This is a genomic window from Planctomycetaceae bacterium, from assembly GCA_041398825.1.
Lineage (GTDB): Bacteria > Planctomycetota > Planctomycetia > Planctomycetales > Planctomycetaceae > F1-80-MAGs062.
The window spans coordinates 630,447-656,405 of sequence record JAWKTX010000002.1 but is presented as its reverse complement, the minus strand read 5'-3'; the positions used below and the strand labels follow the sequence as shown (position 1 = coordinate 656,405).

Below are 25,959 nucleotides of genomic sequence, written 5' to 3'. Positions count from 1 at the left end.
ATCACACGCAATTTTCAAATCAAAACCGTCCGGCACAATCCCGTGACCGTCGGCGTTATGCCAAAAGGAGAATCCGTTGCCGAAAAGGCTGCTCATCATCAAGGCGGCAAATGACGTCTGCTCGTCCGAGATCGATCACATCAAGACCGTGGCAGACATGTTTGGAATTGCCCACTGCACCTCATACCTCACCGACATGGCGACCTTCAAAAGCGATCTCTGTGCAGGTGGCAAATACGACTATGTTTATCTCGCAGCCCATGCGGATCTCACTGGCTTTGGCGAGGCCGACGGCTCTATCTCGGTCGACTGGAGTGTCTTTGCGGAAGCTCTTTGCGAAGCGGAATGTTTGAACCCGGAATCCATCTTGCTTCTCGGATGCTGCCGTGGGGGACTAAAGAAGGTTGCAATCCAACTGTTCTATTACTGCTCTCAAATAGATTATGTCTGCGGGCCACGTTGGACTGTTACCGGCCAAGATATCAGCGCCGGGTTCCACATATTTGTCTACAACATGGAAGTTCGACGAGAACAACCATCAACCGCAGTGCTCCGTGCTTCGCAAGGAACTGGCTACGATTTCTTTTGCCACGACAGAGTAGAATTTGAAGACGAATACAAGCCTGGGAGCATAGCATAACCAAGCCATCCACCGGAGTGGCGGTCGCCAGCGGTTTCTGAAATCGAAGTCCATTCCCGCCACCCAGTGATGACAGTCGTTAGCTGGGAATGGGAGAGACGTTCCATCATTGTGCTGATTCGCCTCATCCAGATCGCAACCCTCCCGATTTACGCGCTCACCAAGCCGCTCATGATCCTCGAAGAATCTAAGGTCACCGTGCAAATCAACGGCCAGACCTGTCCGGAATGCGGCTCAACGATCGACGGCGTTACTAGAAAATCTCTCACTCAATGCGGCGTCAGGCTTGCTCGCAAAGCCGGCACCCAAGTCGCATGGGATCGGCTTCCATGCTGGTCGATCACGTGCCCCATCTGCCGCACGGTCGTTTGTTTCGACAAGCGCATCAAGATTACGTCTTGCGAAATCGGCGACCACCTATCAGCTTCTGAGACTTCTCAAATATGAATTTTCACTCGACTGTCAAATCGCAAGTGAGCACAATTCACAGTCGTAACGCTAGACAGTTGCGCAAACAATGCGGCGATTACCGACAGAAATCTTGTGGTCGGCAATCCGCGCAAGTTCAGCTAACAAAACGGTGCACGGGAATTGTGCACAACCCGTAATTTTCAAAACAAGGCCGTCCGGCACAATCCCGTGACCGTCGGCGTTCGGCATCTGAAGTGACTGTCTATGACGCTCGTGAAACGTGGTGATTACTGGTACGGAGACAATCACGCGGACATTCGCTCCGAACTGGAGCGCTACAGCGATAGGAATGCCTATCCGGTTGACGACTTCACCGACATCAGATGCGATTGTGGCAACGATACGTTCCACTTTCTGACGGACGAAAATGCGGGAGTAGCAATCCGGCGATGCAGCAACTGCGGTTGTGAACACCTGATGGGTGACAGTGCTGACTTCGTAGATGAGGCTGAACCTTCGCAGCACGAATGCATCTGTGAAGGAGATGTTTTCCAGATTACGGCTGGCATTCATCGGTATCGAAATCAAGACGATTCCTTGTCACACGACGTCCGTTGGTTGTACCTTGGTTGCCATTGCCCGACGTGCGGCCTTGTTGGCTGCTACGCCGACTGGAAGAACGAATACAATGGATACACCGAGTTGTTGGCAAAGATGTGAACCCTGACCCTTGCCAGAGAATCGATGCCGAACAATCGGTTCAACCGGAGCCGCGGGTCGTGCGGCTTTTTGAAATCAACCTTGGTTGGCCGCGGCCCGGTTAACCGCGGCGTTAGCTGCAGCAATCAGTCATTTCGGAGTTTTGAGATGTCTTCGGCTATTTGCGAAGAATGCGGCGAACGATTTTATCCGCTGAAAACGAAGCAAGCGGACATGATTCGAAGGTGCGCGAATAGCCAGTGGGAGAAACTCGCGATTGAGTGTCCGCGTTGCCATGAATATACAAAGATAGATGCAACAGCCGTTGTAGCAGGCAAAGACGGAACCGTCGTTTCCACACCCACTTATCGCTGTCCGGTTTCTGCGTGCGCTGGCTTCGTGGACTACGTCGAGAATGACGGCGAGAAGTCTTATTGGGGATGTGGTGAGTGCGGATCGATGTGGTACAAGAAGGTGAAGTTGCTCAAGGAAATCGAAAACATAATCAAGAAGTTCTCGTATCGCAAGAAGTGCTACCGCAAGTCCAAGGAACAGTGGCTTCCCGCAGATCCGGATAAGATCCCAGACGATTACGAGGAGCGCGTCGAAAACGAGCCGGAAGATGATAGTGACGAGTACGTGCGCGGCTGACCTGAAAAACGTCAGCAGCTAACCCCAGTGGATTGGAAACTCGCGACGCGATTAGCGGAGCCGAGGTCTAATCTTTTGTTCAAGGAGAGACACTAAAGGGGTCAGACACTAAAGGGGTCAGGCACCGTTTTTATTGAGTCCGGGTGGTCCGCGATGACGAGTTGTGATTTCCAAGCCCAGCTTTGCAGTTACTCCGTCTGCCCGGTTTCATCGCCAAATTGCGGACGGGGATTCACTCTACAACGAATCACAGTCAGCCCCGCCTCCGTTTGCGCAGTATTCACAGGCTCCAGCCAGCCCGCACTTCGACGAACGGGCCATGCAGACAGCGAGACATCTTTCGCAGCGATGCGAGGCCAGCATGGTATCGATCGCAGGAGCCGGATGGATGACAGCGTCTCTGACAACACAAGTCGTTGTCCAGATCGCTTCGAAACAGAAACCGATCTCTTCGCCGCTGCGCCACTTCGAGGATGCCGCCGCAATCGTTGCTCGAACAACAGTGACATCCGAATCAAAGCCCAAATCCGCCGGAACCGAACCACCGTCAAATCGCCAATCCCAAGGTGACAACCCGTCGCCCCATCGGTAAACTGCTCCGCAGCGGATCCATGATCGTGATGAATCCCGCAAGCAAACAACCGAGCCACAATCACTCGCAAAGCAGCAAAGTTCAGCGCTCGATCTATACGCCAGCATCCTGCCGTCGCATAGATCGCAATTCGTTATGCGTCACAGACTGCCATGGATTGTTTCGTGGTAATCCATACAATGGCGACTGCAAATCCTTTACCGCCTGACCTGCTGAACGGAGTTCTTTCATGTCTACGCCTCGCCAACGTCTAGTGCTTCCCGCAATTGCTGTTATCGCAGCGGCGTTCTTTGCATTTCATGTAGTCGCCGCGGATACGGAACCACTGCCCCGATTAACCAGTCGTGCATACTCCATCAAAGATCTGCCCATCTATCGCCTCTCACCGCAAGGGCAGTACGTTACCGATGCTTCTGCCGTGGCTATGCTCTGTCGTAGCGCAATTGGCCACACTCCCGGCTTCAATGCCAAGGTAATGCAGACTGACTGCATTACCACATTGGTTGTCAGAGCTACAGACGAAGCACACGACGCATTCATAAACACGTTGGCAGGTTTGCGAGAATCGGCTCGGCTCCACGAGGCTAGTCATTCATCACCTGAATCTCCGGACTCGAATCGCTGACCAGAACGCATAACCATCGCATGCACCGGAATTCGGGAGCAACGGTTTTTGAAATTGTCTATCTTACTGCCGCATCCGGTGATGCTGGTCGTTCGCCATACTTGGTGACAGCCTCTCAATTCATCATAATTTAAATGGTCGACTTTACGGCCAGAGGAGATCGAGAATGAGAACGTCCTATACCGCCTCGCTGCTCGTTGCAGTTCTTTGCGTAACGGTTTCACAACAATCCTTCGCGCAGGACACTCTTCGAGAAGCCGCGATCAAAGAACAGTTTCTCAAGGCGGCTGGATCGGTCGAGGGAGCCATCTGGTACTTCACCCTTTCCCCGCTGCCTCGGAGCACGCCAGAACGGCCGGATACAATCCGCGGAGCGTATCGAGTATCCGACCTAAAGGTGTATCAGGCTGCGAAACCCGGCGAAGAATGGACCGTCGAAATCGGCGTAAGCAAGCCGCTCCTGAAAGAGAAGAAGGCCGTTGTAGAGTTCACGTTGCTGCGAGGCCTAAAGGGACCGAAACAATGGGCGGAGCCTCTTCAGGGAAAAGCCCTGCTTTCCCTGAAAGAATTCGGAAAGCTTGAAGGCGAGTTCGTTGATAGTAACGGGTTCAGGTGGAAGATGCTCACGACTCGAATACGCGAGTGATAGCCGTCGCCTGACGGTTCCGTTCTATCTCCTATCAGTGGCACGCGTGTGCCTGTTAATCGCAACCGTCATCTGGTGATTTTTCCGATACATGCTTGGCGAACAAAACCGTGAACCGGAGACATCTGAGTCATCAGTGCAACGGTCAGTGTTAGTTTTTCTTCGAGTTATCAACAGATTCATGGTTTGGCGTGAGCTGGCCTGGCCGGCGATGTCTTGAGTTCGCTGTCGTAGTTTACGAGATGAGTTTTGCCAGGGGTGAGCCGGTTTCTTTGAGTCGCTGGATGTATTTTTCTTCGTTGTAGGGAACTCGCAGACACTAAAGGGGCAAGACACTAAAGGGGTCAGGCACCGTTTTTATTGAGTCCGGGTGGTCCGCGATGACGAGTTGTGATTTTCAGGCCCAGCTTTGCAATTACTCCGTCTGCCCGGTTTCATCGCCAAATTGCGGACGGGATTCACTCTACAACGAATCACAGTCAGCCCCGCCTCCGTTTGCATAAAATTCACAGGAGCTCCAGCCAGCCCGCACTTCGACGAACGGGCCATGCAGACAGCGAGACATCTTTCGCAGCGATGCGAGGCCAGCATGGTATCGATCGCAGGAACCGGATGGATGACAGCGTCTCTGACAACACAAGTCGTTGTCCAGATCGTTTCGAAACAGAAACCGATTTCTTCGCCGCTGCGTCACTTCGAGGATGCCGCCGCAATCGCTTCTCGAACAACAGTCGCATCCGAATCAATGCCAAAATCCGCCGGAATCCGATCACCATCAAATCGCCAATCTCAGGGTGACAACCCGTTGCCCCATCAGTAAACTGCTCCGCAGCGGATCCATGATCGTGATGAATCCCGCAAGCCAACAACCTAGCCGCAAGCACTCGCAAAGCAGCAAAGTTCAGCGCTCGATCTCTACGCCAGCATCCTGCTGTCGCATGGATGGCAATTCGTCATGCATCAACAGAAGGCATCCATACGTGAGTAGGACGACGACGTTGTTTGCGTATCGTCGATCGTGGATACGCACCCTTGCCATCTCGATCTTCACTTCGGCCCTCGTCGTATTCCTGTCGGTCAACATTTGGCCCTGGGTCGGCGTCTGTCTGTCCTCCGATAGAATCGGACCGAAGCTGGGAACGGTGATTATGGGCCTTATTCTCGGAGTGAACTTGGTTATATCGCTTTGGATAGCGATTACCGTCGCTTCAATTCGACGCGACGTTTGTGTCACACTCGACACGAAGTCGCTAACGTGCTCGATTCCTGGTGACTTGGTCTCCAAATCGTTTTCTGTGGTCTTGGAAGACATTACAGAGATTAACAAGATCGACTTTGATGGTGGGCCGGAGTCATTTCGTATCCATACGCTGTCTGGTACCTTTGAGCTCTACGGCAACTATGGAATTCCGACTCGGCGCATCGTCAACGAAATCGCCAGGATCCGACCGACCGTCATCGTGGGAACGACGTGACTGGAGTCCGGCGAAACAGTACTCGTGGTGCGTGGCATTATCAAGCTGAAAACCTTTACCTGTCCGCCTGATGCAGAACACCTCCCCCCTCGCAAGTATTCACTCAGAATCGCATTTCGCGGTTATCTTTACTTCACGCCGTCAACTGGACGACGGCATCGACTACTCGATTGCGGCAAGACGTATGTTCGAGCTCGCTACCCTGCAGGACGGTTTCCTTGGTATTGACTCGGTACGCGACGCAGACCTTAAAGGAATTACTGTTTCATATTGGCGTGATCTGGATGCCATCAGGGCCTGGTATGCAGTTTCCGAACATCGCAATGTCCAGGAACTTGGTCGACGACTTTGGTATACTGCTTACACGGTGCGTATTTGCGAGGTCCAGCGTTCTTACCACTTTCGCCGGGACGACCCAGAATCCAAACCAGGCGGCGAATGACCGTCGCGTGTGTTTCCGAGAACAGACATACTGAAAAACAGACACACTGAAAAATAGTGGCGTGAATCGCTGAGCAGTCGTTCAGGCGGATCCGCTTCACGGATCACTCGATGTGATTGCTGGCATAGTCAACCAGATTGATTGCTCGATGTCTCTGAAACTCATGCCAGGAACAGGACGACTGGAAACCATCGTGTTTTAAGGTCTCCTGCTCGAGCCAGTCCCCTTTTGCAACAGGCTGTTGACACGCTGTGAGGTCCGGAATGAAATGTCGTAGGTTTGACTTACTGCTGGTTGTCTTCACGGTCACGACCTTTGCCGCTGTTGCGGAGCTTCGAGCCCAGAATCCTACGCCCGGTTCGATCGCGAGGCGGCAATTCAATCAGGTGTTCGTCAAGGTGATTATGCCGGTCACTGCACGCACTCCGATGCAGGATGGCCCTAACGTCGAAGGATGGGTCTCAGATCAGCTGGAAACGATTGGCGTGTCTGAGTATTTTGCGGTCACAAATTGGGTGCCTGTTTGTGACGGGCTGCTTTCGGACGACGAAGTCAATAATCGCGTCTGGGATGGTCGTCTTGTCGCGAAGAACTCAAGTCTCTTTTGCCCAGTGGAGGGCGACCTTCCTGAACGAAAAGATGGCCGCGTTTCGGTTCTCGTTGGTGGCTGGTATCCTGTCAGTGGATACGAGGCGAAGGTCTCAATGCTGGATGAACCCGGGACTCGAGCCGTTCAACCGGTGTTGCCCTATTCTGCCCCGGGATTATCAGAAACGAATCCCGTTGAAAAACCGCTGGCATATGTGGCTGTCCTGGTAGGTCCACCACCTGCAGAGCGTGTTGCGCTGCAAAGCAACGACAAGTAGGCGGGACCATGCCGTGAACCAGCGGATTGATTACCTGTGGATTTGGGAATCAAGATTAACTCCCGCCGCATCCGTGATGCAGATCGTCTTCAGATTTCCTCCGCATACAAAAGCAATCCAGCCTCAAAAAACTGCTTTTTTCGGTTGCGATTGTCGCTCTCGTTTGTCTGTGCCTTCCTGCCATTGAGCAAAGCATTATTGGACGCACTCACAACGCGAGGAAACTTGAAACTCACATCGACGGCTTGTACGCAAAGAAGCCTAACAGCCTCAGTCCCGGTGAGTGGCGATGCATGGTCGACTGGACGCGTAACCTTCACGGGAACAACCTGATTGCATTTCAAACCGGCACCGGAGACATTGCCGCATTCGAAGCACGCGTCGGTAAGAAGTTATCGGGAAAGGTTGATGCTGGCACCATTGAATGGATATGGGATGCCTATGCTGGTTGTGCGAGTCAGACGAAAAACGGCAAATAACACTGTGATGCACCGATGACTGATACCTCTCCACAACCGAACACAGGCACCAACGATGAGAAAGATCGTATTCGGCGCGTAATCTCTGAGCGTGGACTGACCGGTGCGGCCAGTGATGTAAAATGGTCCCGGCTACTCGACGCAATGCGACAACGTGATGGATGGCGTCCATTATATCGCTACAAGTGCGTTGATGGCCTGCGGTCCGAATGGGACGCCGAATGGTGGCATCACTTACCGTTCCCAATGATGTCTGTGGAATGGTTCGATATCTGCTGCTTTCAGGACGTTCGCCAGGGTGCTTTCATCAAACCAGAGAGAATTGACCACTCCGACTGGATCGTACAGATTCTGCACGACGCTCGATTCCGCTACGATCTTGTTGGTGACATTGTCCGCATTCACGGCTACTTGCCGGAATCGCTTGACGGTCTCGATGCCAACTCTGAGTAAGTCAATCACAAATAATGCTCCAGTGCACCTGACTGGCGAGGTCAGGTATTTTAGAATAGACAGTCGCTCGTCACCGCCGGGTGATTGGTGTGGTTCGTCAGCAGGCGTCTTAGCTTAGCTTAGCTGTCCGTGGAAAAACCGGGACAGGTACGCGGGACGACTTGAAACCGTCGTGTTGTAAGGTCTCCTGCTCGAGCCAGTCCCGTTTTTTTGAACAGGCTGTTAATTAGCGGCCTGTCTGGTGAATTCAACAAATTTCGAATTACGAATCCTGTCCTGAGAGAGTCATTTCGCTCGTGGCAGACTCATTCGATTCTCTCCTCAGGGTGAACGACCTCCATGAACCAGTGGTCGATACTTGTCGTCCGGAAATGCCTGAATGCCATCCGATTGTGCGTCGGCTGTTGCCAAGTGTCGCTGGCCCTGCTGATCGCGGTGACTTCCATCGTTCTGTCCGTCCCGGGTTTATCGATTCCGTGTCGAGCTGATGAATCCATGAACAATCATGGCGGCGGGCGTCTGCGGTTTGATCGGGACGTTCTGCCCATTCTGTCGGATAAGTGCTTTCAATGTCATGGCCCGGATGCGAAAGAAGGGAGGCAGGGAAACCTGCGACTCGATGACGAAGCAGATGCGCGGCGGGATCGGAACGGCTATCGGGTGATTGATTCTGACCATCCCGAAGAAAGCGAAATGATTCGCCGCATCTTCAGCAATGATTCGGATTTGAAAATGCCGCCCGAAGAATCGGGACGCAGGCTAACGGATGCCCAGCAGGAAATTCTTCGACAATGGATACTGGAGGGATCGCCGTGGGGCACGCACTGGGCACTGGAGAGAATTGAACGTCCGGAGATCAATGCGCTGAGTGGAATTCATCCGATTGATCAGCTTGTTGGGCGCATCCATTCCGCAAGAAATATTCAGCCCGTCGGGTCAGCTGATGGTCGCATACTGATCCGTCGTTTGTCGCTTGACCTGACAGGATTGCCGCCAACGCCGGATCATGTCCAGCAGTACATGGAGGACACGTCACCTGAGGCATGGGCACATCTGGTCGATCGAACGCTGGCGTCCCCGGCATTTGGAGAACGCATGGCGTGGGACTGGCTGGAAGCAGCACGATACGCCGACTCGAATGGTTACCAGGGCGATAACGATCGGACAATGTGGCCATGGAGAGACTGGGTTATTGACGCATTCAATCGCAATTTGCCATACGACAAATTCACATTATGGCAGCTTGCCGGCGACCTCTTGCCAGAGCCCACAGAAGAACAGATTCTTGCGACGGCCTTCAATCGCAATCATATGATCAATGGAGAGGGAGGCCGGATAGCGGAAGAAAACCGAGTCGACTATGTGATGGATATGACGGAAACAATGGGTACCGTCTGGCTGGGGTTGACGCTGAATTGCTGCCGTTGCCACGATCACAAATTCGATCCGTTGAGTCAGCGAGACTACTATCAGTTTACAGCATTCTTCAACCAGACGCCGGTCAACGGAGGAGGCGGCAACGCGCAGACACCTCCTGTTCTGTCGTTCGCGTCAGATGAACAGAAACGGCGACTGGCAGAGCTTGAAGAACAATTGTCAGTTGTCGACAACCTAATCGCCGAACGTGCCAGCAAGCTGCAAAGCACACAGCAGGACTGGGAAGCGACGTTTTCGAAGTCTTCAAAGGCAGACTGGTCCATCCTGCACGCACATACGGCAACAGCGCTCCATCAGAAGCTGGAGACAGACGCGTCTGGTTTGATCCTCGCCAGCGGAACAAATCCCCCCAAAGACGAATATACTCTTGAATTCGATCCCAGCCAGATTGCCTCAAACCAGTCACCGGACACTCTTCATCAAATCAGCACTATTGCCAGCATTCGTCTGGATGCAGTTCGCCATCCCACGATGACCAGCGGGGGGCTGGCTCGAAGCGACAGCGGCAACTTTGTACTGACCGACTTCGAAGTTCAGCTTCGGGACGCCGAGAACAAGACGACTCAACGCCTGACTTTGAGATCCCCGGAAGCTACGTTTGAACAGGGCAACTTAAAGATTGCCAATGCCATTGATTCCGATCCTGCTTCCGGGTGGGCCATCTGGAACGGCAAGACAATCGACCGGGATCATTCCGCCGTGTTCCGTTTTGTCAAACCGTTCTCAGTTTCGCCTGGTTCAACGCTGATTGTTAAGCTGAAGTTTAATTCACCGCATGCGAACCATAATCTTGGGCATTTTCGACTGCTCGTATCACCCGTTTCTGACGCGGCAATTGACGGTTCGGATAATGCACTGGTACAGGCGATACAAACCCCGGTGTCACGTCGCAACGCGGAACAACAGGCGTTGATTCAAAAGAGGCAACAGGCGGATGACGAACAGTTCACAGCTCTTCAAAAACAAAAAGCGGAGCTCCGTAAACAGAGCGATCAACTGACGAAGGGTCTTGCCAAAGTGATGGTCATGGAAGACCGGCAGGAACTGCGAAAAACGTTTGTTCTCGACCGTGGATTGTATAACCAGCCTGGCGATGAAGTGATGGCCGCTGGTCCGGTTTCACTGCCTTCAATTCGACATGATGAAGGGACATTGGCTGATTCGGCGAGCCACCCGCCCCTGAATCGACGCCATCTGGCTCAGTGGCTGGTGTCGCGAGATCATCCGTTGACTGCGCGAGTTACCGTCAACCGGTACTGGCAAATGCTGTTTGGTATTGGACTGGTGAAGACAGCCGAAGATTTTGGAGTTCAGGGAGAATACCCCATCCAGCGCGAATTGCTGGACTGGCTTGCGGCGGAATTCATCGAATCGGGCTGGGATGTCAAACATCTGCTGCGAACCATTGTGACCAGTGAGACCTACAAGCGTCGTTCCAATGTGACGTCTTCGGAAGTCTTCGAGGCAGACCCGGAAAATCGCTTTCTGGCCCGTGGGTCTCGGTTTCGAATGCCGTCATGGATGATTCGCGATCAGGCGCTGGCTGTTTCGGGACTTCTGGTCGACAAGCGCGGTGGTCCGTCGGTCTATCCTTATCAGCCCGAAGGGGTCTGGTCAGAAGCCACTTTTGGCAAACGAACGTACGCGGCTTCAACCGGCGACGCTCTTTATCGTCGCAGCCTGTATTCCTTCTGGCGAAGAATTATCGGCCCGCCGATCTTCTTCGATTCCGCGCGTCGACAGGTATGCGAAGTCAAACCATTGCGCACAAATACTCCCATGCATGCACTCACTTTGCTCAACGATGTGACTTATGTCGAAGCGGCCAGAACTCTTGCACAACTTGCATTGACAGATGTGCCCCGGGCGAACCTGGATTCGGACAAATCGGAATCCGAAAACACATCAGCCCGCATGCAGTTCATCAGCCAGAGAGTCCTTTGCCGACCGATTGGACCATCAGAGCTTTCCGTCTGGCAACGGAGTTTGAATCGTGCGCTGACAGCCTTTGAAGCATCCCCGGACTCTGCCCAACAATTGATTTCTGTGGGTGAATCCGCCCGCGATTCTTCCATCCCTGCAGCGACACACGCTGCGTGGACGGCACTTTGCCTGAATATTCTGAATCTTGACGAAACGTTGACTCGGGAATGAGCCAACACAATTCAACGAGCACAGCCAACATGATTCTCGATCTGTCGAATGCGTCACCGCTGCTGGAACGCCAACTGCACATCAACCGAAGACACTTTTTCGGTCGAAACGTATGTGGTATCGGAACCGCAGCCCTGGCAACGTTACTGCAGGCGGGGGCACAAGCAGACAAGGCGACTCGACCGGTTCCCGCCGGTCATCCCACTGCGGAACAAATGACTCCGCACTTCCCGGCACGCGCAAAGAGAATGATTTACCTTTTCCAGAATGGTGCTCCAACCCATGTCGATCTGTTTGATTACAAGCCTCGTCTGACGGAATTGCATGGAACGCCGGTTCCCGACGGCTATCTGGGCGACAAACGGTTCAGCACGATGACGGGAAATGCTCAGGGAAAACTGATGCTGGCTCCCGTAGAACCCTTCGCGCAGCACGGGCGGTGCGGGGCCTGGGTAAGTCGGTTCATGCCGCATACGGCGGGAATCGTTGATGAACTCTGTTTCATCAAGAGTCTGCACACGGATGCCGTGAACCATGCCCCGGCGATTTCGTTCCTGCTGAGCGGTGCGCAGATTCCGGGACGTCCGACTCTTGGAGCCTGGCTGAACTATGGACTGGGAAGTGATGCCAGCGAACTGCCGGGGTTTGTTGTCATGACGTCCGTTAGCAAAGGAACTTCATGCGGTCAGATCTTTTACGACTTTTACTGGGGATCTGGTTTTCTACCAACGCGATATCAGGGCGCGCGTTTTCGGGGAAGCAGCGATCCGGTCTTGTATCTGAACAACCCGGACGGTATGTCTGCGGAACTTCGTCGCGCTCTTCTGGATGACCTGGCTGAACTGAACCAGATGAGGTTCGAAGAGGCAGGTGACCCCGAAATTCAGACACGAATCGCTCAGTACGAAATGGCCTACCGGATGCAGACTTCGGTTCCGGATCTGACCGACTTTTCTGACGAGCCGAAGCATGTCCTGGAAATGTACGGACCTCAGGTGCACGAACCAGGGACGTTTGCCTACAACTGCCTCCTGTCGCGCCGACTGGCAGAACGTGGAGTACGTTATGTGCAATGCATGCATGCCGGCTGGGATCAGCACAACAGCTTAACGACAGAACTCTACACGCAGTGCAAAGACACCGATCAACCCAGTGCAGCTTTGGTGATGGACTTAAAGCAGCGCGGGATGCTGGACGATACGCTGGTCGTATGGGGCGGAGAATTCGGACGAACGCCCTTTATTCAGGGCGATATTAACAATCCGCCGCGATGGGGTCGTGACCATCATCCCTATGCTTTCACCACCTGGATTGCAGGCGGTGGAACCAAAGCCGGGCTCACCTATGGCGCTTCCGATGATCTGGGGATCAACGCAGTCGAACAGCCGGTACACGTTCATGACCTGCAGGCGACGCTGCTGCATTTACTGGGGATTGATCACACGCGTCTGACCTACCGGTTTCAGGGACGTGACTTCCGGCTGACCGATGTTCATGGTGAAATTGTCAACGGAATTCTTGCCTGACCGTTCGAGTCGCGTTGCAATGAAATGCCGTTGTTACGCTCAGTCGTCCCAGGATTCTTTGTCAACAGTGCAGGACTGGGATAACAGTGCAGAACCGGGCCAACAGTGCAGGACCGGGCGGAAAAGCGATTTGCGTTTCGAGGACGTGTGAATGAAACTGGTGGTAGCTCAGATCAAACCCTTTGTCGGGCCCATCGAACGAAACGTCAATCGTCACATGGCATTGATCGATCTTGCAATCGACAATGGGGCGGATTTAATCGTCTTTCCCGAACTATCCCTGACCGGCTACGAGCCCACTCAGGCTGCCAATCTGTCTCGCTCCATTGATGATCAGTGCTTCGATCCGTTTGCATTCGCTGCAGAAACATATGGTATTTCGATCTCCGTTGGCTTTCCGCTGATGACAGACGCACTTCCCCGAATCTCAATGCGGACCGTGGGTCCGGGTTCGCCGCCTGTTGTGTATTCAAAACGATACCTGCATCCGGACGAGGAACCTTTTTTCGATTGCGGTCCGGATGCAGCCCCGATCATTCACGACGCCCCAAAAATCGCGATCGCAATCTGCTTCGAATTATCGGTGCCTGAGCACGCGAATCACGCATTCGAACTGGGAGCCACAACCTACATTGCCAGTGCAGCGAAGACAGCGGCGGGAGTAGAAGCAGCGAATCAACGATTGTCTCATCTTGCGGCCAGCCGTTCCGCCATTGTAATGCTGTCCAACAGCAGAGGCTGGCAGGATGGTTCCCTTTGCGCGGGATGTTCGGCAGCATGGGGTCGAAAAGGAAATTTGCTGGGGCAGCTCGACGCGGACACAGATGGCATCGTCGTCGTTGATGATCAAACCGAAGAAGTGAAGATCCGGACTTTACAATCGACAGGCGATTAGATCAGACCAGCATCAAAGAACAGCCCCGATCCACAGGCGCGCCGATGCGCGCAGTCAGGCCCTGGCGAGTTGATGCAGTGTTCTGCACGTAAAACGAGCGGATCTGCACAACTGGAATGCATCGGACAACTCTATTCATGCTGTGACGCTACTAATTGTGGCCAGTGGGGGGAAAGTTGAAGAACTGTGACTTGCGGTTCCCGGAGACGTGAAGCTAGACTTGGGTGGTGAGGGGTCTCATACGGCGTCCAGTTATTCCTGAAACGAAAGAGCGAAGATGAACTACAGAAATCAACGGCGTGCCTTTACGCTCATCGAACTGTTGGTGGTGATTGCAATCATCGCCATCCTGATTGCCCTCCTTTTGCCGGCTGTACAGCAGGCAAGAGAAGCAGCTCGCAGAACCCAGTGCAAGAACAATTTCAAGCAACTTGGAATCGCCATGCACAACTACCACGACGTGTTCAATACGTTTCCGTACGGTTACTATCATTCGAACACCTACCACGGACGCGATTCGTGGATGCAGCAGTTGATGCCCTACATCGAGCAGGCTCCTGCGTACAACCAGTACGCATCGTCAAATGTCCAATGGGTCATGGACACTCCGAAGGAAATCAAAGACCTCAAGATTCCAGTGTTGATGTGTCCAAGTGATCCATCGGCGGGCGGATTCGGTGGCGGTGGCGGTGCTCGGGCGGGTGGCAACGGATTTCAGGGCAATTATGTGATGTGTGCCGGAAACACCCTGATGACAAGAGACAGCACTCAATTGAACGGGATTGTATTCCAGACGTCGTCTGTCAAGTTCCGTGATATTCTCGACGGAACGTCAAACACCCTGATGACATCCGAATCCATCATACGTGGTACCCAGACGGGTGGATGGGGCGGAGCCGGTGGCTACTGGGGTGGAGCAAATCATGGATCGTATGGATTCACAACTCTGGAGAATCCCAACACGACCGTACCTGACCAGGTCTACCAGTGTAAGAGCACCACATTCCCCAAAGCTCCATGTACAAGCATCCTGGGAGGCAGTGCGTTACGGAATTTTGCCCGAAGCCAGCACACAGGTGGCGTTCAGGTATCGCTGTCTGACGGATCCGGACGATTTATCTCAGATAACATCAGCCTCGACATCTGGCGAGGTCTTGGCAGCCGAAATGGTGGGGAAGTTCTCGGCGAATTCTGAGGTTCATTCGAACCTGCAGATGTAAACAGAGCCCGGTTCCTTACAGGAGCCGGGCTTCTCAACAGCAACACTTTTTCAACGCCCCCGAGAACTGCACCCACTTTATCGCGGCGATCAAGGGCTGATTTTGAATCCCTCGTCTCTGAAGAGTCTCTTCGTGTGTGACTGACAACCGCAGAATCGCTCTTCATTTGGATCTTGTTTCCCCGACCAGTTTATAGCGGAACATCATGAACTCCTTATTTCGTATCGCGGTTCTGTCCTGTCTAGCTTGCTCCGTTGGCTGTAGTGGTGATGATTCCGGGCCACCGACGGTCTCTGTGAGTGGAATGATTACTCTGGACGGGACACCTGTTCCGGAAGGAGAAATTATCTTCCGGTCTGCTGATGGTGGCGGAGGTCGCGCTGATGCGGCACAGATCAAGGACGGAAAGTTTTCGATGGAATCGACCCTCGGCAACAAGAAGGTCGAAATCCGGGCCCTGAGGCCTGTGGCAGGAGCTTCAACCACAACCCTGGAAACTGGCGAGGTGGGCGGTGAAGTCGAACAGTACATTCCGGAGCAGTACAACGACAAATCAACGCTGAACGCCGAAGTCAGTGAATCCGGTGAGAAAGACTTCAAGTTCGAACTGACCTCTCAATAGTCAGCCAATTCGAAAGATCTGACAGTATTCTGTAAGACTTCTGGTATCCCTGACACCGGCCCGGAAATCTTACAAAATTCCATCAGAGCCGCATGATGGGTCAGTGATGTTCACAGCGTACCTGCAGGTGTCGGTCCTCACTCTGTGAGTGTCTGCGGTGCGTTCAGGACAAAGAATTGCGATCAGCTCAATCGCGATGGGTTCAATGTTCAGAATCAATCACGACGCTGGAAATTGTTCCGTTGGCAAGTCTTGTCTTCAGAATATCGCCATCTGTCACCGTGGAGGCATCGCGGACAAGAGTCCCGTCCTCTCGAAGGGTTAAAGAGTATCCTCTTGAAAGAACCTTCAGCGGACTGAGTGCGTCAAGCGAAGCGGCAGTCGCTGTCAGTTGCTGACGTCGCCGCTCCAGCATCCACTGGATTGCGCGTTGCGCAGCTTCGGCAAGTTCATCGCAACGCTGTCGCCGCTCGTCAACAATGGTCATCGGTCTTTGAAAAACAGACCGCGACTCCCACGACTGAATTCGAAGCCTTGCGGTTTCCACTCGGGCTCGCAGCATTCCGGACAGGCGCGTCGTCAACTGATTCAGGCTTTGTCGCAGATCAGCGACCGATGGTACGACAAGTTCGCCAGCTTCGCTGGGCGTCAGGGCACGCCGGTCGGCCACAAGATCTGCAATCGAAACATCGACTTCATGCCCCACGGCACTAATGACCGGAATTCGGCACGCTGCAATCGCTCTTGCGACAATTTCCTCGTTGAAGCACCAGAGGTCCTCAAGGCTACCTCCTCCTCGCCCTGCGATCACCACGTCCACACCGCGAATCAGATGAACGTGGTTCAATGCCCGAGCGACCTCTGCTGCTGCCCCTTCTCCCTGAACACGCACAGGCACAACAACAATATCGGCCACCGGCCAGCGGCGGGTAATGACCTGAATCATATCTCGAACGGCCGCGCCTGTCGGGCTGGTCACCAGAGCAATTCGCTGCGGAATGCGAGGTATTGGCCGTTTACGGCCCGCTTCAAATAAACCTTCTCGCTCAAGCTTCTCCTTCAGCTGTCGGAAAGCCATTTCCAGTTCGCCCACACCCGTAGGCAACAACCGATTGATAATGAACTGGCACGTACCTCGCGCGACATAAACCTGCAATGCACCGGCAGCAAGAACACGCATGCCGTCTTTCGGCTGGAACTTCAGCCGTGCTGCCGCCGATCTCCACAGGACGGCAGAAATCTCTGACTGCTCGTCCTTCAATGTCAGATAAACATGCCCGGCTGGCGACTTTTTGCAATTCGAAATTTCCGCTTCGACACAGCAGGGCGGCAGGGCAGTTTCAACCACTTCTTTAAAGGCAGTGATCAATTCGGTCACTGAGATAACAGGCAGATTGTCCATAGCAGGTGTCTCATCCGAAGGATTCTGAGCAACGCTCGACGCAAAATGCGATCATCTTGTTGCCCGGCGCAAGACTGAGCGGATTTGTTGCGGCGATATCACCGGGCAGGCAATCGGTGAGCTCAGCGTACACAAATGCAAAAAGCCACTTGTGAGCAGAAACCAGAAACATGGCTCGCTCTGTTTATTCAACTTTGCGCCATCTTGCCGGATCTGAAGAAACACGCAGAAACGATCGCGTCTCCGTGAATCATGAATCGCATATTGCCTCTGGAGTGTCTGTCCTGAAGATCAGTGAGTCAAGTTCATCCCAGACAAGCGCAAATCGGGTGTAAAGCCACATCAGCTGAAGCCGATGGAATCAGCAGGGAGACCGTTGCAACGCGGCTATTTCTATGTGGAAACAATTTGAGGTTTCCGCTCGAAATGGAGCCCCGTCGGCACGGCATTCTGCAGACATGAAGGCTGTTCTGATGGTGAAACGCCCCCAGCGATGCAGGCCCCTCCGGATTTCCCGGCCTGAGCGGAGACTGACTTCAATGGAACAACGGGCATCTGGAAGGAGACCGAATGCGGGGACGCGGCAAATCAGCCGCGACTGATCCGGTAGCCGATACCTCGCACAGTTTCGATGATATCGGCTTTGGGACCCAGCTTCTTGCGGAGCGAACGGACGTGAACATCGATGGTTCGTTCAAGCGAATTTGCATCTTCGCCGCGTGAAGTTTCCATGAGCTCGTTGCGTGAAAACGGACGGCCAGGCTGACTGATCATTGTCCATAACATGCGGAATTCGGTTGGAGTCAGGTCGAGCAACTGTCCTTCGACTCTTGCCGCATGCTGCGTGCGATCGATCTCGACCCCATGCATCTCGATCGTATTTCGAGCGGCATCGGCCTCTTCATTGCGACGCAGCAATGCCTTGATGCGGTGAATCAGCGGCGTGACGCGAAATGGCTTTGTGACGTAATCATCGGCTCCCATATTAAAGCCAACAATTTCGTCGGTCTCTGCACTTCGAGCCGTCAGCATCAGCACTCGAATATCTCGGGTGCGACGATCCGACTTCAGGCTTCTGCAAACCTGCAAACCGTCAATACCTGGCAGCATCAGGTCGAGCACAACGAGTGCGGGCAGTGTAGCCTGAGCTGTTTGAAGGCCCTGGCGACCGTCGCGTTCCCAGTGAACATTGAATCCTTCACGCTGAAGGTTGTAGACAATAACGTCCGCAATGGACTGTTCGTCTTCGATAACAAGAATCGTCTGTTGCATGGTCTTTTGTTAATCGCGAGTGGCGAGACTGCCTCCCGCGTTCCGCGGAAGGCGAGGATGGCGAATAATTGCCCCCTCAACAAGATAGACAACGTCTTCAGCAATATTCGTCGCATGGTCCGCGACGCGTTCAACGTGGCGGATGACTGAGAACAAGTGCATCCCTGATTCCATGAGATGCGGCTGCTCTTTCATGGAGGCCACGACTTCCTTGATGAGTTCATCGTTCAGTTCGTCGACCTCATCGTCGCGGGTACAGACACCGCGAGCGCGCTGAGGGTCTTCTTCGACAAACGCATCGATACTCTCATGCAGCATCTCCAGAGCCTTTCGGGCCATCTTTTCAAGACCGGAAGGCATTGGGAATGCATGATATTCTGACATGCTGGCCGAACGTTCCGCGATGCTGACGGCGAGATCGGCGACACGTTCAAGTTCGGCGGTAATTTTCATCACCACAGCAACCCGTCTCAGGTCGTGTGCGACGGGATGATAAAGTGCAAGAATCTTCAGGCATTCTTCTTCGATGCGAATATCCCATTCGTTGACCTCGCGATCCCGACCTGCAAGTTCACGTGCCAGTTCTGATCGGCCCTGACGGAGTCCTTCAATCGCATCAAAAACAAGTTCCTCAACCGTTGAGCACATCGAGAGGATATCCCGATGCATCAGTTCCATTTCACGAAAGAAGTGAGCCGTCATTTCCTTTTATCCTTCACATCACTGTTCAAGAATCTTCCCGCGGATCTTTGTTTCAGGACTTATCGCACCAGACAACGTCAGCCAGATTTGTCCTGCTGGCGACACCATGCATCAGCAGAAAAAGGGCCTGAACCATCTGCTGCTGAAGGCCAATCAGTCGATTCATTGCGGCTTCTTCCAGGGCAAACCTGGCGTTGTCCCGTTAACCGAAACGCCCGGTGATGTAGTCCTCCGTCTTCTTCTCTCCGGGGCTGGTGAAGATCTGTGTCGTTGGACCACTTTCGATCAGACGTCCCTCGAAGAAGAATGCCGTCTGATGACTGACACGTGATGCCTGCTGCATGTTGTGGGTCACGATAACAATCGTGTAGTTCGTACACAGTTCGCCGATCAGATCTTCGATACGGGCGGTACTTGCCGGATCGAGCGCCGATGCAGGCTCGTCCATCAGAATCACCTGCGGATTTGTCGCCAGAGTGCGAGCAATACAAAGACGCTGTTGCTGTCCGCCGGACAGTGCCATGGCAGAATCCTGAAGGCGATCTTTGACTTCATCCCACAAGGCCGCCTTGCGAAGGCAATCTTCAACAAGATCCGCCAGAACTGCCCGATTGCGTTCACCGGCAACACGGGGTCCGTAGGCAATGTTGTCGAAGATCGACTTGGGAAATGGTGTCGACTTCTGAAAGACCATCCCGACATGTTTTCGAAGAAGGACAACGTCGACGGCAGGGTCCATGATGTTCTGCCCCTGAACCAGGATTTCACCCGTCACACGAGTGCCTTCAATCAGGTCGTTCATCCGGTTCAGCGTGCGCAGGAAGGTACTCTTGCCACAACCGGACGGACCAATCAGCGCTGTCACCGACCTTTCGGGGACCGTCAGGGCCACGTCAAACAGCACCTGATTTTCGCCGTAGTAGAAGTTCATCGATTTGGCGCTGATGGCTGTCGCGTGACCGGACAAGTCTTTATCACGATCCACACCAGCAACGGCAGGAGGAACTCGCAGCGTCGAATGACGCACAGAAGGGGATTCAGTTGTCGAAGAGCTCGACGCAGCAGGATTCGCCATGGAAAGTCGGCTTCCGGGTCGGAGAGGAGTTCGAGTGACAGTTCGGCCGCCTACCATTTTATTTTCTTCCCGGCTCGATGACGAATCCAGACCGCCACGCCGTTGAACAAAAGCAAAACCATCAGCAGCACAACAATGCCAGCCGCTGCTACCGGACGAAAATCGTCTCCGGGCTGTTTTGCCCAGTGGAAAATTTCAATCGGCATGGCGGTAAACTGATCCAGAGGAGCTTGCAGAATCCGGTGTGGTTGCGTGATCAGCTTGACAGGACTGTCGATCCCGGCTGGGCAAAACCGGGAAACGGTGAGAGCTCCGATCATAATCAGCGGCGCTGTTTCTCCGATCGCGCGGGAAATCGCAAGGATGACCCCCGTGGCGATGCCCGGCAATGCCGCCGGCAGTACCTGATGCCGGATGGTCTGCCAGCGAGTCGCTCCCAGAGCCAGTGACGCGACGCGAATTGACGAAGGCACAGCTCTGAGTGCCTCCTGCGACGCGATAATAACGATTGGCAGAATGACCAGAGTCATGGTCAAAGCGCCCGCCAGAACCTTGTCGCCCAGAGGTATCGGAATTCTGATCAGACCATTCAGCAGGCTGATGATTTTTGCATTCTGCCCCGGTCCACCATACGCATCGAACATTCGAACGAACACAGTCAGGCCCAGCATTCCGTAGACAATCGAAGGCACGCCGGCAAGATTGGAAAGATTGACTTTGATGACTCGGTTGATGAAATTGTCTGACGAATACTCTTCCAGATAGACCGCCGAACCCACACCAATTGGAATGGCCATCAAACCTGTGAGCGAAATCAACCAGAACGAACCCCACAACCCCGCCAGCATACCTGCCTTTTCGGGACTCACAGAGTTGACGGATCGAATGAAATCAAAATCCAGCCTGCCAACACAATTCACAAAAACACTGGACAACAAAATGACAAGAACCGCGAGGGCTGAATATGTCGCGAGACGGCAAAGTAGAGCAAACACGCGGGAGAACAAAAGCCTCTGCCGCATGTAGGGATCACTGCCGGTGGTAAAACTGATGGCCGTTTGAATCGGCGTTTCGACCGCAGATGACGTCATTGATAGACCTCCCTGAAGCGACGCAGAATCATCTGAGAAATGATGTTGATCAGCAGTGTGATGACAAAAAGTGCCATCCCAACCGCGTAGATACTTTTGTATTGAATTGAATTTGCAGAATCGTCACCGAAGCTCTGATGGACCATGAAGGCTGTCATCGTACGCACTTCTTCAAACGGATTCAGGGAGAACATGATCTTATGACCGCCGGCAATCGTCACGGCCATTGTCTCTCCGATCGCTCGTGAAAATGCCAGCAGGAAGGCCGCCAGAATCCCGCTGAGAGCTGCAGGAACAACAACTTTCATCGAGACATCAAAGCGAGTGCTGCCGAGGGCATACGCCGATTCCCGCAGGCTGCGAGGCACGGAGCGAAGGACGTCCTCTGACAACGAAGCAATCATGGGCGTCACCATGATCCCAACAACAATCCCCGCACTCGCCACGTTGAAGATGCCGATTTCCATTCCGAAGACGTGCTTCAGAAACGGTTGCAGAACCCACGGGGTAATAAAGTGCAGGGCAAAAAAACCGTAAACGACGGTTGGAATACCGGCCAGTATTTCAAGCGCTGGTTTCAAAAAGCTGCGTTCTCGTGGCTGGGCGTATTCGGAAAGATAAACGGCAGCTCCCAGACCAACCGGAACACTCACCACAGAAGCAATCAGCGCGACCATCATGGTGCCACTCAGGAGCGGAAGTATTCCGAAGTGCCCCGGAAGTGGCCGGGCGGTATTGTCTGCCCAATCGGCTTCAGCAGAATGGCTGCCGGAAGCAGCGCTTCGCTCTTCCGGCTTCCACTTTGTGTCCGTCAGAAATTCAGTGACAGAAACCTCTTCGAAAAAAGCCGTTCGCTTACCCGGTGAGTAAACAGCGTTGCCCATCAGAACAATGATGATCCCTACCGTGGTCAGCACAGAGATGCCAGCGCAGTTGAACAGCATGCCATGAATAAACTTTTCGTGGCGGTTACTGTCGCGTTTTGCGACGAATCTCGATTTGATTTCTGTCGAATCTGACATGGATGCCCCAGTGACTGTTGTTCGACGCGTCTATTTCGCGATTGCTTCTTCGAACCGAGCCTTTGTGGTGGCCAGTTCGGCTTCGCTGAGAGAGACATAACCCGCGTCGGCCACCATCGCCTGACCTTCATTCAGATAGTATCGAACGAAGTCTTCCACTTCGGCTCTTCCCAGTGCCTCTTTCTTGGCATAGATGAAAAGCGGTCGTGACAATGGCTTGTAGTCACCGGCTTCGATTGTTTCAGGCGTCGGGCCCACAGCTCCCTCTGTTGTCTCGCCCGTTGAAATCGCCAGAGCCTTCAGCTTGTCCTTATTTTTTTCATAGTAGGCATAGCCAAAAAAGCCCATTGCATACTTATCGCCGGCCACACCCGATGCGATGACATTATCGTCGGCACTTGGGCTGTAGTTATCGGTGATCGCGTCTTCTTTGCCATTGATGGCTTCTGTGAAGTAGTCAAACGTTCCCGATTCTTCACCGGCACCAAACAGCGAAATCTTGTGGTCCGGCCATTCAGGATTGATATCCTTCCAGTTGACAACTTTGCTTTCGGGTTCCCAGATCTTCTTCAGGTCAGCGACGGTGATCGCACTGACCCAATCGTTCTCCGGGTGGACAACAACGGTCAGGCCATCGATAGCAATTTTCAACTCAACAACTTCAATCCCGTTCGCTTCGCAATCTGCCTTCTCACTGTCCTTGATCGGACGCGATGCGTTGGCGATATCAATTCGCCCGGCAATCATTTCCTTGAACCCCGTGCCGGTGCCAGTCACCTTCAGGCCCACCTGAACATCAGAAAACTGTTCACCAAACTTCTCTGCAACGCGTGCTGTAATCGGCTCAACGGTGCTGGATCCGTCAATCGCGATTCGCTTGATGGATGAATCAACATTCGACACACCCTGCTCTGCTTCTTCCACCTGGCAGCCAGCCACCAGCGCGACAAGAGCCACACACTGACACATCCGAAACAACGACTTCATTGCATCTCCGCATAATGTTAAGAGTTCAAGTTGCACTCACGCGAAATGTTAAGAACCGCAGTTAGCCGACAAAACACTGGTCAACTAAACACCCCTAAATCTTAACAATCCGTCGTTTGACCGAAGGAAGCCCTCCCGTCGTTCATTCACAGCAAAGATTGAACGGGCCAATTGTTAAGATTTTGTGAATATGCCAGCAACAAAACAGATCTTTCCCGAATACCGGTTGGCAGCCTCGACCAAAGGCCCGCTTTCTCTGTTGTATGAGTGGTCATTGTCTGAATGCCTGCATCGCCTGTGAAAACCGGGGTTCGGTTGAATCACGACGTCTTTTACGTCAGGCTTTCGAACGACATTCTTCGCGAAACAGCAAGGGAAAAGAGGGGGTTCACGAATGTTGCAGTTCAAGTCCGGGCGGATCCTGCCGCATCTGGCGTTTCTTTTCGTTGTTGCGGCAAACATCACCATCGGCTCTGCATCAGAAAATACTCCCAATGCGGGAGTCTCAGGGGGGATCCTCGCAGATCAGCTGCTCCCCCTGCTCGAAAACCACAGGGGGGACGTTGCTGTTTGCGTACGGCATCTGGAAACGGGGGAACAATTCGAATGGAGGGCTGATGAACCACAGCCAACCGCGAGCCTCATTAAACTTCCCATCATGATCACAGCCTATCGCATGGTGGACGACGGCAGGCTGAACCTGAATACGATGGTCACGCTGACCGACGAAGACAAGGTCCCCGGGTCAGGCATTCTGACCGACCATTTTTCCGCCGGCACCAGTCTTTCGTTGAGAGACGCCGTTCGCTTGATGATTCGATACTCCGACAACACAGCCACGAATCTGGTCATTGACAAAATGGGTCTGCCAGCCACGTCGGAAATGATGAATTCACTGGGTTTCAAACACACACGACTTCATTCCAAAGTCTATCGAGGGTCAAGCAGCATTGATCCGGAGCGGAGTCGGCTTTACGGTCTGGGAAGTACGTCGGCGCGAGAAATGGTGGAACTGCTTTCACAGCTCCACAAACGAAGCATCGTGACGCAACAATCGGGCGATGCGATTGTCGAACATTTGATGACATGTGAGGATGGCGAAAAACTTGGAGCAGACCTGCCCGACGGCGTCAGGTTTGCCCACAAGACAGGGTCGGTCAACGCTTCAAGAACAGACGCAGGCATACTGTTCGGCCCCGGCGGCCCGGTAGCCATCTGCGTGCTCACAACCAACAACGCTGACAAAAGCTGGAAAGAGGGAAACGAAGCGCATCGACTATGTGCGAAAATTGGACGCCTCGTTTGCGATCATTTCTACCCAAAGTCTACCCGCGGGGCGATGACTGCCGACGCATCTCTGCAGAACGGATCAAATGGGGAACTCGTCGAAATGCTTCAACGGACACTCAACGCGAGGATGTCCCCTTCCCCTCAACTATCTGTCGATGGTGATTTCGGTCCCGCAACCGAAAAAGCTGTTCGGGAGTTTCAGGAAGCACGTTCGCTGGATGTGACCGGAGTCGTGCAGAGTGACTTCTGGAAAGCGCTCGGCCCACTTCTGCCTCCCGAAGAAATCCCTGCGCCGGAAATCGTCAACTCCGAAGTGCTGCCTTTACAGTCAATGGAAGATCTGAATGCAGCCCCTGCCGTGACGTGTCGTGCATGGACAATCATGGATCTGCAGTCCGGCGAAACACTCTGGAGCCAAAGTGCCGATCAGCATCTGGATATGGCCAGTACGACCAAAATCATGACAGCGTGGCTGATTGTGAAATTTGCATCCAGCCAGCCAGAGATTCTGGATGAAGTACTGATTTTCTCGGACCGAGCGGACAAAACGCCAGGTTCGACATCTGCGTTGAAGGCTGGTGAAAAAATCACCGTCCGGGAAGCCCTTTATGGACTTATGCTGCCATCCGGAAACGATATGAGCATCGCCCTGGCCGAACATTTCGGCAGCCGATTGGCCCCGGAATCCGCAGACAGCCTCGAGAACGAAGAACAAGTGTCCGATCCGGTGCGAAACTTTGTTATGGCGATGAATAACGAGGCCAGCCGACTGCAAATGACAGAAACGCACTTCATGAATCCGCACGGTTTGACGTCAAAGGACCATTATTCCACAGCATCAGATCTGGCCCTGTTATCGTATACTGCCCTGCAGGACCCGTTATTCAGGCATTATGTGACAACCCGACGCCATGGAACTGCAGTCGAAGGCGCTTCCGGTTATGTTCGGAATGTGCTTTGGGAAAATACAAATCAGTTGCTGCAGATTCAGGGTTATGGTGGTGTGAAGACGGGGACCACTGAAAAGGCAGGGGCCTGCCTGGTTTCGACCTCAAAACGCGGCGGCAAGGAACTTCTGATGGTGGTCCTGGGGTCCGCAGCGTCTGCCAGTCGCTACGCGGATTCACGAAATCTTTATCGCTGGGCCTGGCAACAGCTGAACGTGGAATGAAACGGGCCCGTTTGGCACACTCCGTAGTTTTTCACCGCGTCAACACACCCTGTGCGGAAACCGAAGTCCTGCGGAAACCCAGTCCGTCTTGGGGTGAAGACCACTCTGTCGCAT

At 53.4% G+C, this 25,959-nt stretch carries 27 protein-coding genes; 17 read left to right on the top strand and 10 right to left on the bottom strand.

Features of this window, described 5'->3' with window-relative positions; all coding sequences use genetic code 11:
- Positions 1-76: 76 nt before the first annotated feature.
- The 4 genes from R3C20_06420 (at position 77) to R3C20_06405 (ending at position 2,993) form a co-directional block, all read left to right on the top strand.
- Positions 77-640 carry a hypothetical protein gene (locus R3C20_06420; GenBank protein ID MEZ6040120.1) on the top strand — a complete coding sequence of 188 codons (564 nt, stop codon included), beginning with the start codon at positions 77-79 and terminating at the stop codon, positions 638-640.
- Between the two features lie 675 nt (positions 641-1,315).
- On the top strand, positions 1,316-1,771 hold the full coding sequence (locus R3C20_06415) for a hypothetical protein (GenBank protein MEZ6040119.1): 456 nt from the start codon (positions 1,316-1,318) through the stop codon (positions 1,769-1,771).
- A 147-nt stretch (positions 1,772-1,918) separates the two neighbouring features.
- Positions 1,919-2,401: a hypothetical protein gene (locus tag R3C20_06410; GenBank protein ID MEZ6040118.1), complete on the top strand. Its 483-nt coding sequence runs from the start codon at positions 1,919-1,921 to the stop codon at positions 2,399-2,401.
- 163 nt (positions 2,402-2,564) lie between these two features.
- Positions 2,565-2,993, top strand: coding sequence for a hypothetical protein (locus R3C20_06405; GenBank protein MEZ6040117.1), 429 nt, complete (start codon positions 2,565-2,567; stop codon positions 2,991-2,993).
- A 93-nt stretch (positions 2,994-3,086) separates the two neighbouring features.
- On the opposite strand, the gene R3C20_06400 is transcribed toward R3C20_06405, so the two are convergent.
- Positions 3,087-3,224, bottom strand: a complete 138-nt coding sequence (locus R3C20_06400; GenBank protein MEZ6040116.1) for a hypothetical protein — start codon at positions 3,222-3,224, stop codon at positions 3,087-3,089.
- On the opposite strand from R3C20_06400, the gene R3C20_06395 reads away from it, so the two are divergent.
- On the top strand, positions 3,223-3,618 hold the full coding sequence (locus R3C20_06395) for a hypothetical protein (protein ID MEZ6040115.1): 396 nt from the start codon (positions 3,223-3,225) through the stop codon (positions 3,616-3,618). The genes R3C20_06400 and R3C20_06395 overlap by 2 nt on opposite strands.
- A 166-nt stretch (positions 3,619-3,784) precedes the next feature.
- Complete coding sequence (locus tag R3C20_06390; GenBank protein MEZ6040114.1) at positions 3,785-4,264, top strand: hypothetical protein; 480 nt, start codon at positions 3,785-3,787, stop codon at positions 4,262-4,264.
- 901 nt (positions 4,265-5,165) lie between these two features.
- On the opposite strand, the gene R3C20_06385 is transcribed toward R3C20_06390, so the two are convergent.
- Positions 5,166-5,303, bottom strand: a complete 138-nt coding sequence (locus tag R3C20_06385) for a hypothetical protein (GenBank protein MEZ6040113.1) — start codon at positions 5,301-5,303, stop codon at positions 5,166-5,168.
- Positions 5,304-5,412: 109 nt separating this feature from the next.
- On the opposite strand from R3C20_06385, the gene R3C20_06380 reads away from it, so the two are divergent.
- The 10 genes from R3C20_06380 (at position 5,413) to R3C20_06335 (ending at position 15,833) form a co-directional block, all read left to right on the top strand.
- Entirely contained in the window at positions 5,413-5,739 is a 327-nt protein-coding gene (locus R3C20_06380) for a hypothetical protein (GenBank protein MEZ6040112.1), read from the top strand.
- A 70-nt stretch (positions 5,740-5,809) separates the two neighbouring features.
- Complete coding sequence (locus R3C20_06375; protein ID MEZ6040111.1) at positions 5,810-6,181, top strand: antibiotic biosynthesis monooxygenase; 372 nt, start codon at positions 5,810-5,812, stop codon at positions 6,179-6,181.
- A gap of 263 nt (positions 6,182-6,444) precedes the next feature.
- On the top strand, positions 6,445-7,047 hold the full coding sequence (locus R3C20_06370; GenBank protein MEZ6040110.1) for a hypothetical protein: 603 nt from the start codon (positions 6,445-6,447) through the stop codon (positions 7,045-7,047).
- Positions 7,048-7,340: 293 nt separating this feature from the next.
- The gene (locus R3C20_06365) at positions 7,341-7,526 is read left to right on the top strand and encodes a hypothetical protein (protein MEZ6040109.1); all 186 of its coding nucleotides are present in this window, start codon (positions 7,341-7,343) and stop codon (positions 7,524-7,526) included.
- A 15-nt stretch (positions 7,527-7,541) separates the two neighbouring features.
- On the top strand, positions 7,542-7,979 hold the full coding sequence (locus tag R3C20_06360) for a DUF6678 family protein (protein MEZ6040108.1): 438 nt from the start codon (positions 7,542-7,544) through the stop codon (positions 7,977-7,979).
- Between the two features lie 339 nt (positions 7,980-8,318).
- Complete coding sequence (locus tag R3C20_06355; GenBank protein ID MEZ6040107.1) at positions 8,319-11,570, top strand: PSD1 and planctomycete cytochrome C domain-containing protein; 3,252 nt, start codon at positions 8,319-8,321, stop codon at positions 11,568-11,570.
- Positions 11,571-11,599: 29 nt separating this feature from the next.
- Entirely contained in the window at positions 11,600-13,096 is a 1,497-nt protein-coding gene (locus tag R3C20_06350; protein ID MEZ6040106.1) for a DUF1501 domain-containing protein, read from the top strand.
- 151 nt (positions 13,097-13,247) lie between these two features.
- Entirely contained in the window at positions 13,248-13,991 is a 744-nt protein-coding gene (locus tag R3C20_06345) for a carbon-nitrogen hydrolase family protein (protein MEZ6040105.1), read from the top strand.
- Positions 13,992-14,268: 277 nt separating this feature from the next.
- A complete protein-coding gene (locus R3C20_06340; GenBank protein MEZ6040104.1) occupies positions 14,269-15,186 on the top strand; it encodes a DUF1559 domain-containing protein in 918 nt (305 codons plus the stop codon).
- Positions 15,187-15,416: 230 nt separating this feature from the next.
- Positions 15,417-15,833 (top strand): hypothetical protein, encoded by a 417-nt coding sequence (locus R3C20_06335; GenBank protein MEZ6040103.1) that lies wholly within the window; start codon positions 15,417-15,419, stop codon positions 15,831-15,833.
- 202 nt (positions 15,834-16,035) lie between these two features.
- Here the strand turns inward: R3C20_06335 and xseA are convergent, their stop codons facing one another.
- The 8 genes from xseA to R3C20_06295 form a co-directional block, all read right to left on the bottom strand.
- A complete protein-coding gene (gene xseA, locus R3C20_06330) occupies positions 16,036-17,235 on the bottom strand; it encodes an exodeoxyribonuclease VII large subunit (GenBank protein MEZ6040102.1) in 1,200 nt (399 codons plus the stop codon).
- Positions 17,236-17,245: 10 nt separating this feature from the next.
- Positions 17,246-17,407, bottom strand: a complete 162-nt coding sequence (locus tag R3C20_06325) for a hypothetical protein (protein ID MEZ6040101.1) — start codon at positions 17,405-17,407, stop codon at positions 17,246-17,248.
- A 416-nt stretch (positions 17,408-17,823) separates the two neighbouring features.
- Positions 17,824-18,507 (bottom strand): response regulator, encoded by a 684-nt coding sequence (locus R3C20_06320; protein MEZ6040100.1) that lies wholly within the window; start codon positions 18,505-18,507, stop codon positions 17,824-17,826.
- Between the two features lie 9 nt (positions 18,508-18,516).
- Positions 18,517-19,209: a phosphate signaling complex protein PhoU gene (gene phoU, locus R3C20_06315; protein ID MEZ6040099.1), complete on the bottom strand. Its 693-nt coding sequence runs from the start codon at positions 19,207-19,209 to the stop codon at positions 18,517-18,519.
- A gap of 202 nt (positions 19,210-19,411) precedes the next feature.
- Positions 19,412-20,284 (bottom strand): phosphate ABC transporter ATP-binding protein PstB, encoded by an 873-nt coding sequence (gene pstB / locus R3C20_06310; GenBank protein ID MEZ6040098.1) that lies wholly within the window; start codon positions 20,282-20,284, stop codon positions 19,412-19,414.
- A gap of 50 nt (positions 20,285-20,334) precedes the next feature.
- Complete coding sequence (gene pstA / locus R3C20_06305) at positions 20,335-21,375, bottom strand: phosphate ABC transporter permease PstA (protein MEZ6040097.1); 1,041 nt, start codon at positions 21,373-21,375, stop codon at positions 20,335-20,337.
- Entirely contained in the window at positions 21,372-22,397 is a 1,026-nt protein-coding gene (gene pstC / locus R3C20_06300; GenBank protein MEZ6040096.1) for a phosphate ABC transporter permease subunit PstC, read from the bottom strand. The genes pstA and pstC overlap by 4 nt, the downstream gene beginning before the upstream one ends.
- Before the next feature lie 30 nt (positions 22,398-22,427).
- On the bottom strand, positions 22,428-23,384 hold the full coding sequence (locus R3C20_06295; GenBank protein MEZ6040095.1) for a PstS family phosphate ABC transporter substrate-binding protein: 957 nt from the start codon (positions 23,382-23,384) through the stop codon (positions 22,428-22,430).
- 394 nt (positions 23,385-23,778) lie between these two features.
- On the opposite strand from R3C20_06295, the gene R3C20_06290 reads away from it, so the two are divergent.
- Positions 23,779-25,845 carry a serine hydrolase gene (locus R3C20_06290; protein MEZ6040094.1) on the top strand — a complete coding sequence of 689 codons (2,067 nt, stop codon included), beginning with the start codon at positions 23,779-23,781 and terminating at the stop codon, positions 25,843-25,845.
- Positions 25,846-25,959: the final 114 nt, after the last annotated feature.

Bases quoted from the DNA above. Each gene is read 5' to 3' on its own strand.
- R3C20_06415 (MEZ6040119.1), top strand. From the start codon at position 1,316: ATGACGCTCGTGAAACGTGGTGATTACTGGTACGGAGACAATCACGCG.
- R3C20_06410 (MEZ6040118.1), top strand. From the start codon at position 1,919: ATGTCTTCGGCTATTTGCGAAGAATGCGGCGAACGATTTTATCCGCTG.
- R3C20_06395 (MEZ6040115.1), top strand. From the start codon at position 3,223: ATGTCTACGCCTCGCCAACGTCTAGTGCTTCCCGCAATTGCTGTTATC.
- R3C20_06400 (MEZ6040116.1), bottom strand. From the start codon at position 3,224: ATGAAAGAACTCCGTTCAGCAGGTCAGGCGGTAAAGGATTTGCAGTCG.
- R3C20_06390 (MEZ6040114.1), top strand. From the start codon at position 3,785: ATGAGAACGTCCTATACCGCCTCGCTGCTCGTTGCAGTTCTTTGCGTA.
- R3C20_06385 (MEZ6040113.1), bottom strand. From the start codon at position 5,303: ATGGCAAGGGTGCGTATCCACGATCGACGATACGCAAACAACGTCGTC.
- R3C20_06380 (MEZ6040112.1), top strand. From the start codon at position 5,413: ATGGGCCTTATTCTCGGAGTGAACTTGGTTATATCGCTTTGGATAGCG.
- R3C20_06375 (MEZ6040111.1), top strand. From the start codon at position 5,810: ATGCAGAACACCTCCCCCCTCGCAAGTATTCACTCAGAATCGCATTTC.
- R3C20_06370 (MEZ6040110.1), top strand. From the start codon at position 6,445: ATGAAATGTCGTAGGTTTGACTTACTGCTGGTTGTCTTCACGGTCACG.
- R3C20_06365 (MEZ6040109.1), top strand. From the start codon at position 7,341: ATGGTCGACTGGACGCGTAACCTTCACGGGAACAACCTGATTGCATTT.
- R3C20_06360 (MEZ6040108.1), top strand. From the start codon at position 7,542: ATGACTGATACCTCTCCACAACCGAACACAGGCACCAACGATGAGAAA.
- R3C20_06355 (MEZ6040107.1), top strand. From the start codon at position 8,319: ATGAACCAGTGGTCGATACTTGTCGTCCGGAAATGCCTGAATGCCATC.
- R3C20_06350 (MEZ6040106.1), top strand. From the start codon at position 11,600: ATGATTCTCGATCTGTCGAATGCGTCACCGCTGCTGGAACGCCAACTG.
- R3C20_06345 (MEZ6040105.1), top strand. From the start codon at position 13,248: ATGAAACTGGTGGTAGCTCAGATCAAACCCTTTGTCGGGCCCATCGAA.
- R3C20_06340 (MEZ6040104.1), top strand. From the start codon at position 14,269: ATGAACTACAGAAATCAACGGCGTGCCTTTACGCTCATCGAACTGTTG.
- R3C20_06335 (MEZ6040103.1), top strand. From the start codon at position 15,417: ATGAACTCCTTATTTCGTATCGCGGTTCTGTCCTGTCTAGCTTGCTCC.
- xseA (MEZ6040102.1), bottom strand. From the start codon at position 17,235: ATGGACAATCTGCCTGTTATCTCAGTGACCGAATTGATCACTGCCTTT.
- R3C20_06325 (MEZ6040101.1), bottom strand. From the start codon at position 17,407: ATGTTTCTGGTTTCTGCTCACAAGTGGCTTTTTGCATTTGTGTACGCT.
- R3C20_06320 (MEZ6040100.1), bottom strand. From the start codon at position 18,507: ATGCAACAGACGATTCTTGTTATCGAAGACGAACAGTCCATTGCGGAC.
- phoU (MEZ6040099.1), bottom strand. From the start codon at position 19,209: ATGACGGCTCACTTCTTTCGTGAAATGGAACTGATGCATCGGGATATC.
- pstB (MEZ6040098.1), bottom strand. From the start codon at position 20,284: ATGGCGAATCCTGCTGCGTCGAGCTCTTCGACAACTGAATCCCCTTCT.
- pstA (MEZ6040097.1), bottom strand. From the start codon at position 21,375: ATGACGTCATCTGCGGTCGAAACGCCGATTCAAACGGCCATCAGTTTT.
- pstC (MEZ6040096.1), bottom strand. From the start codon at position 22,397: ATGTCAGATTCGACAGAAATCAAATCGAGATTCGTCGCAAAACGCGAC.
- R3C20_06295 (MEZ6040095.1), bottom strand. From the start codon at position 23,384: ATGAAGTCGTTGTTTCGGATGTGTCAGTGTGTGGCTCTTGTCGCGCTG.
- R3C20_06290 (MEZ6040094.1), top strand. From the start codon at position 23,779: ATGTTGCAGTTCAAGTCCGGGCGGATCCTGCCGCATCTGGCGTTTCTT.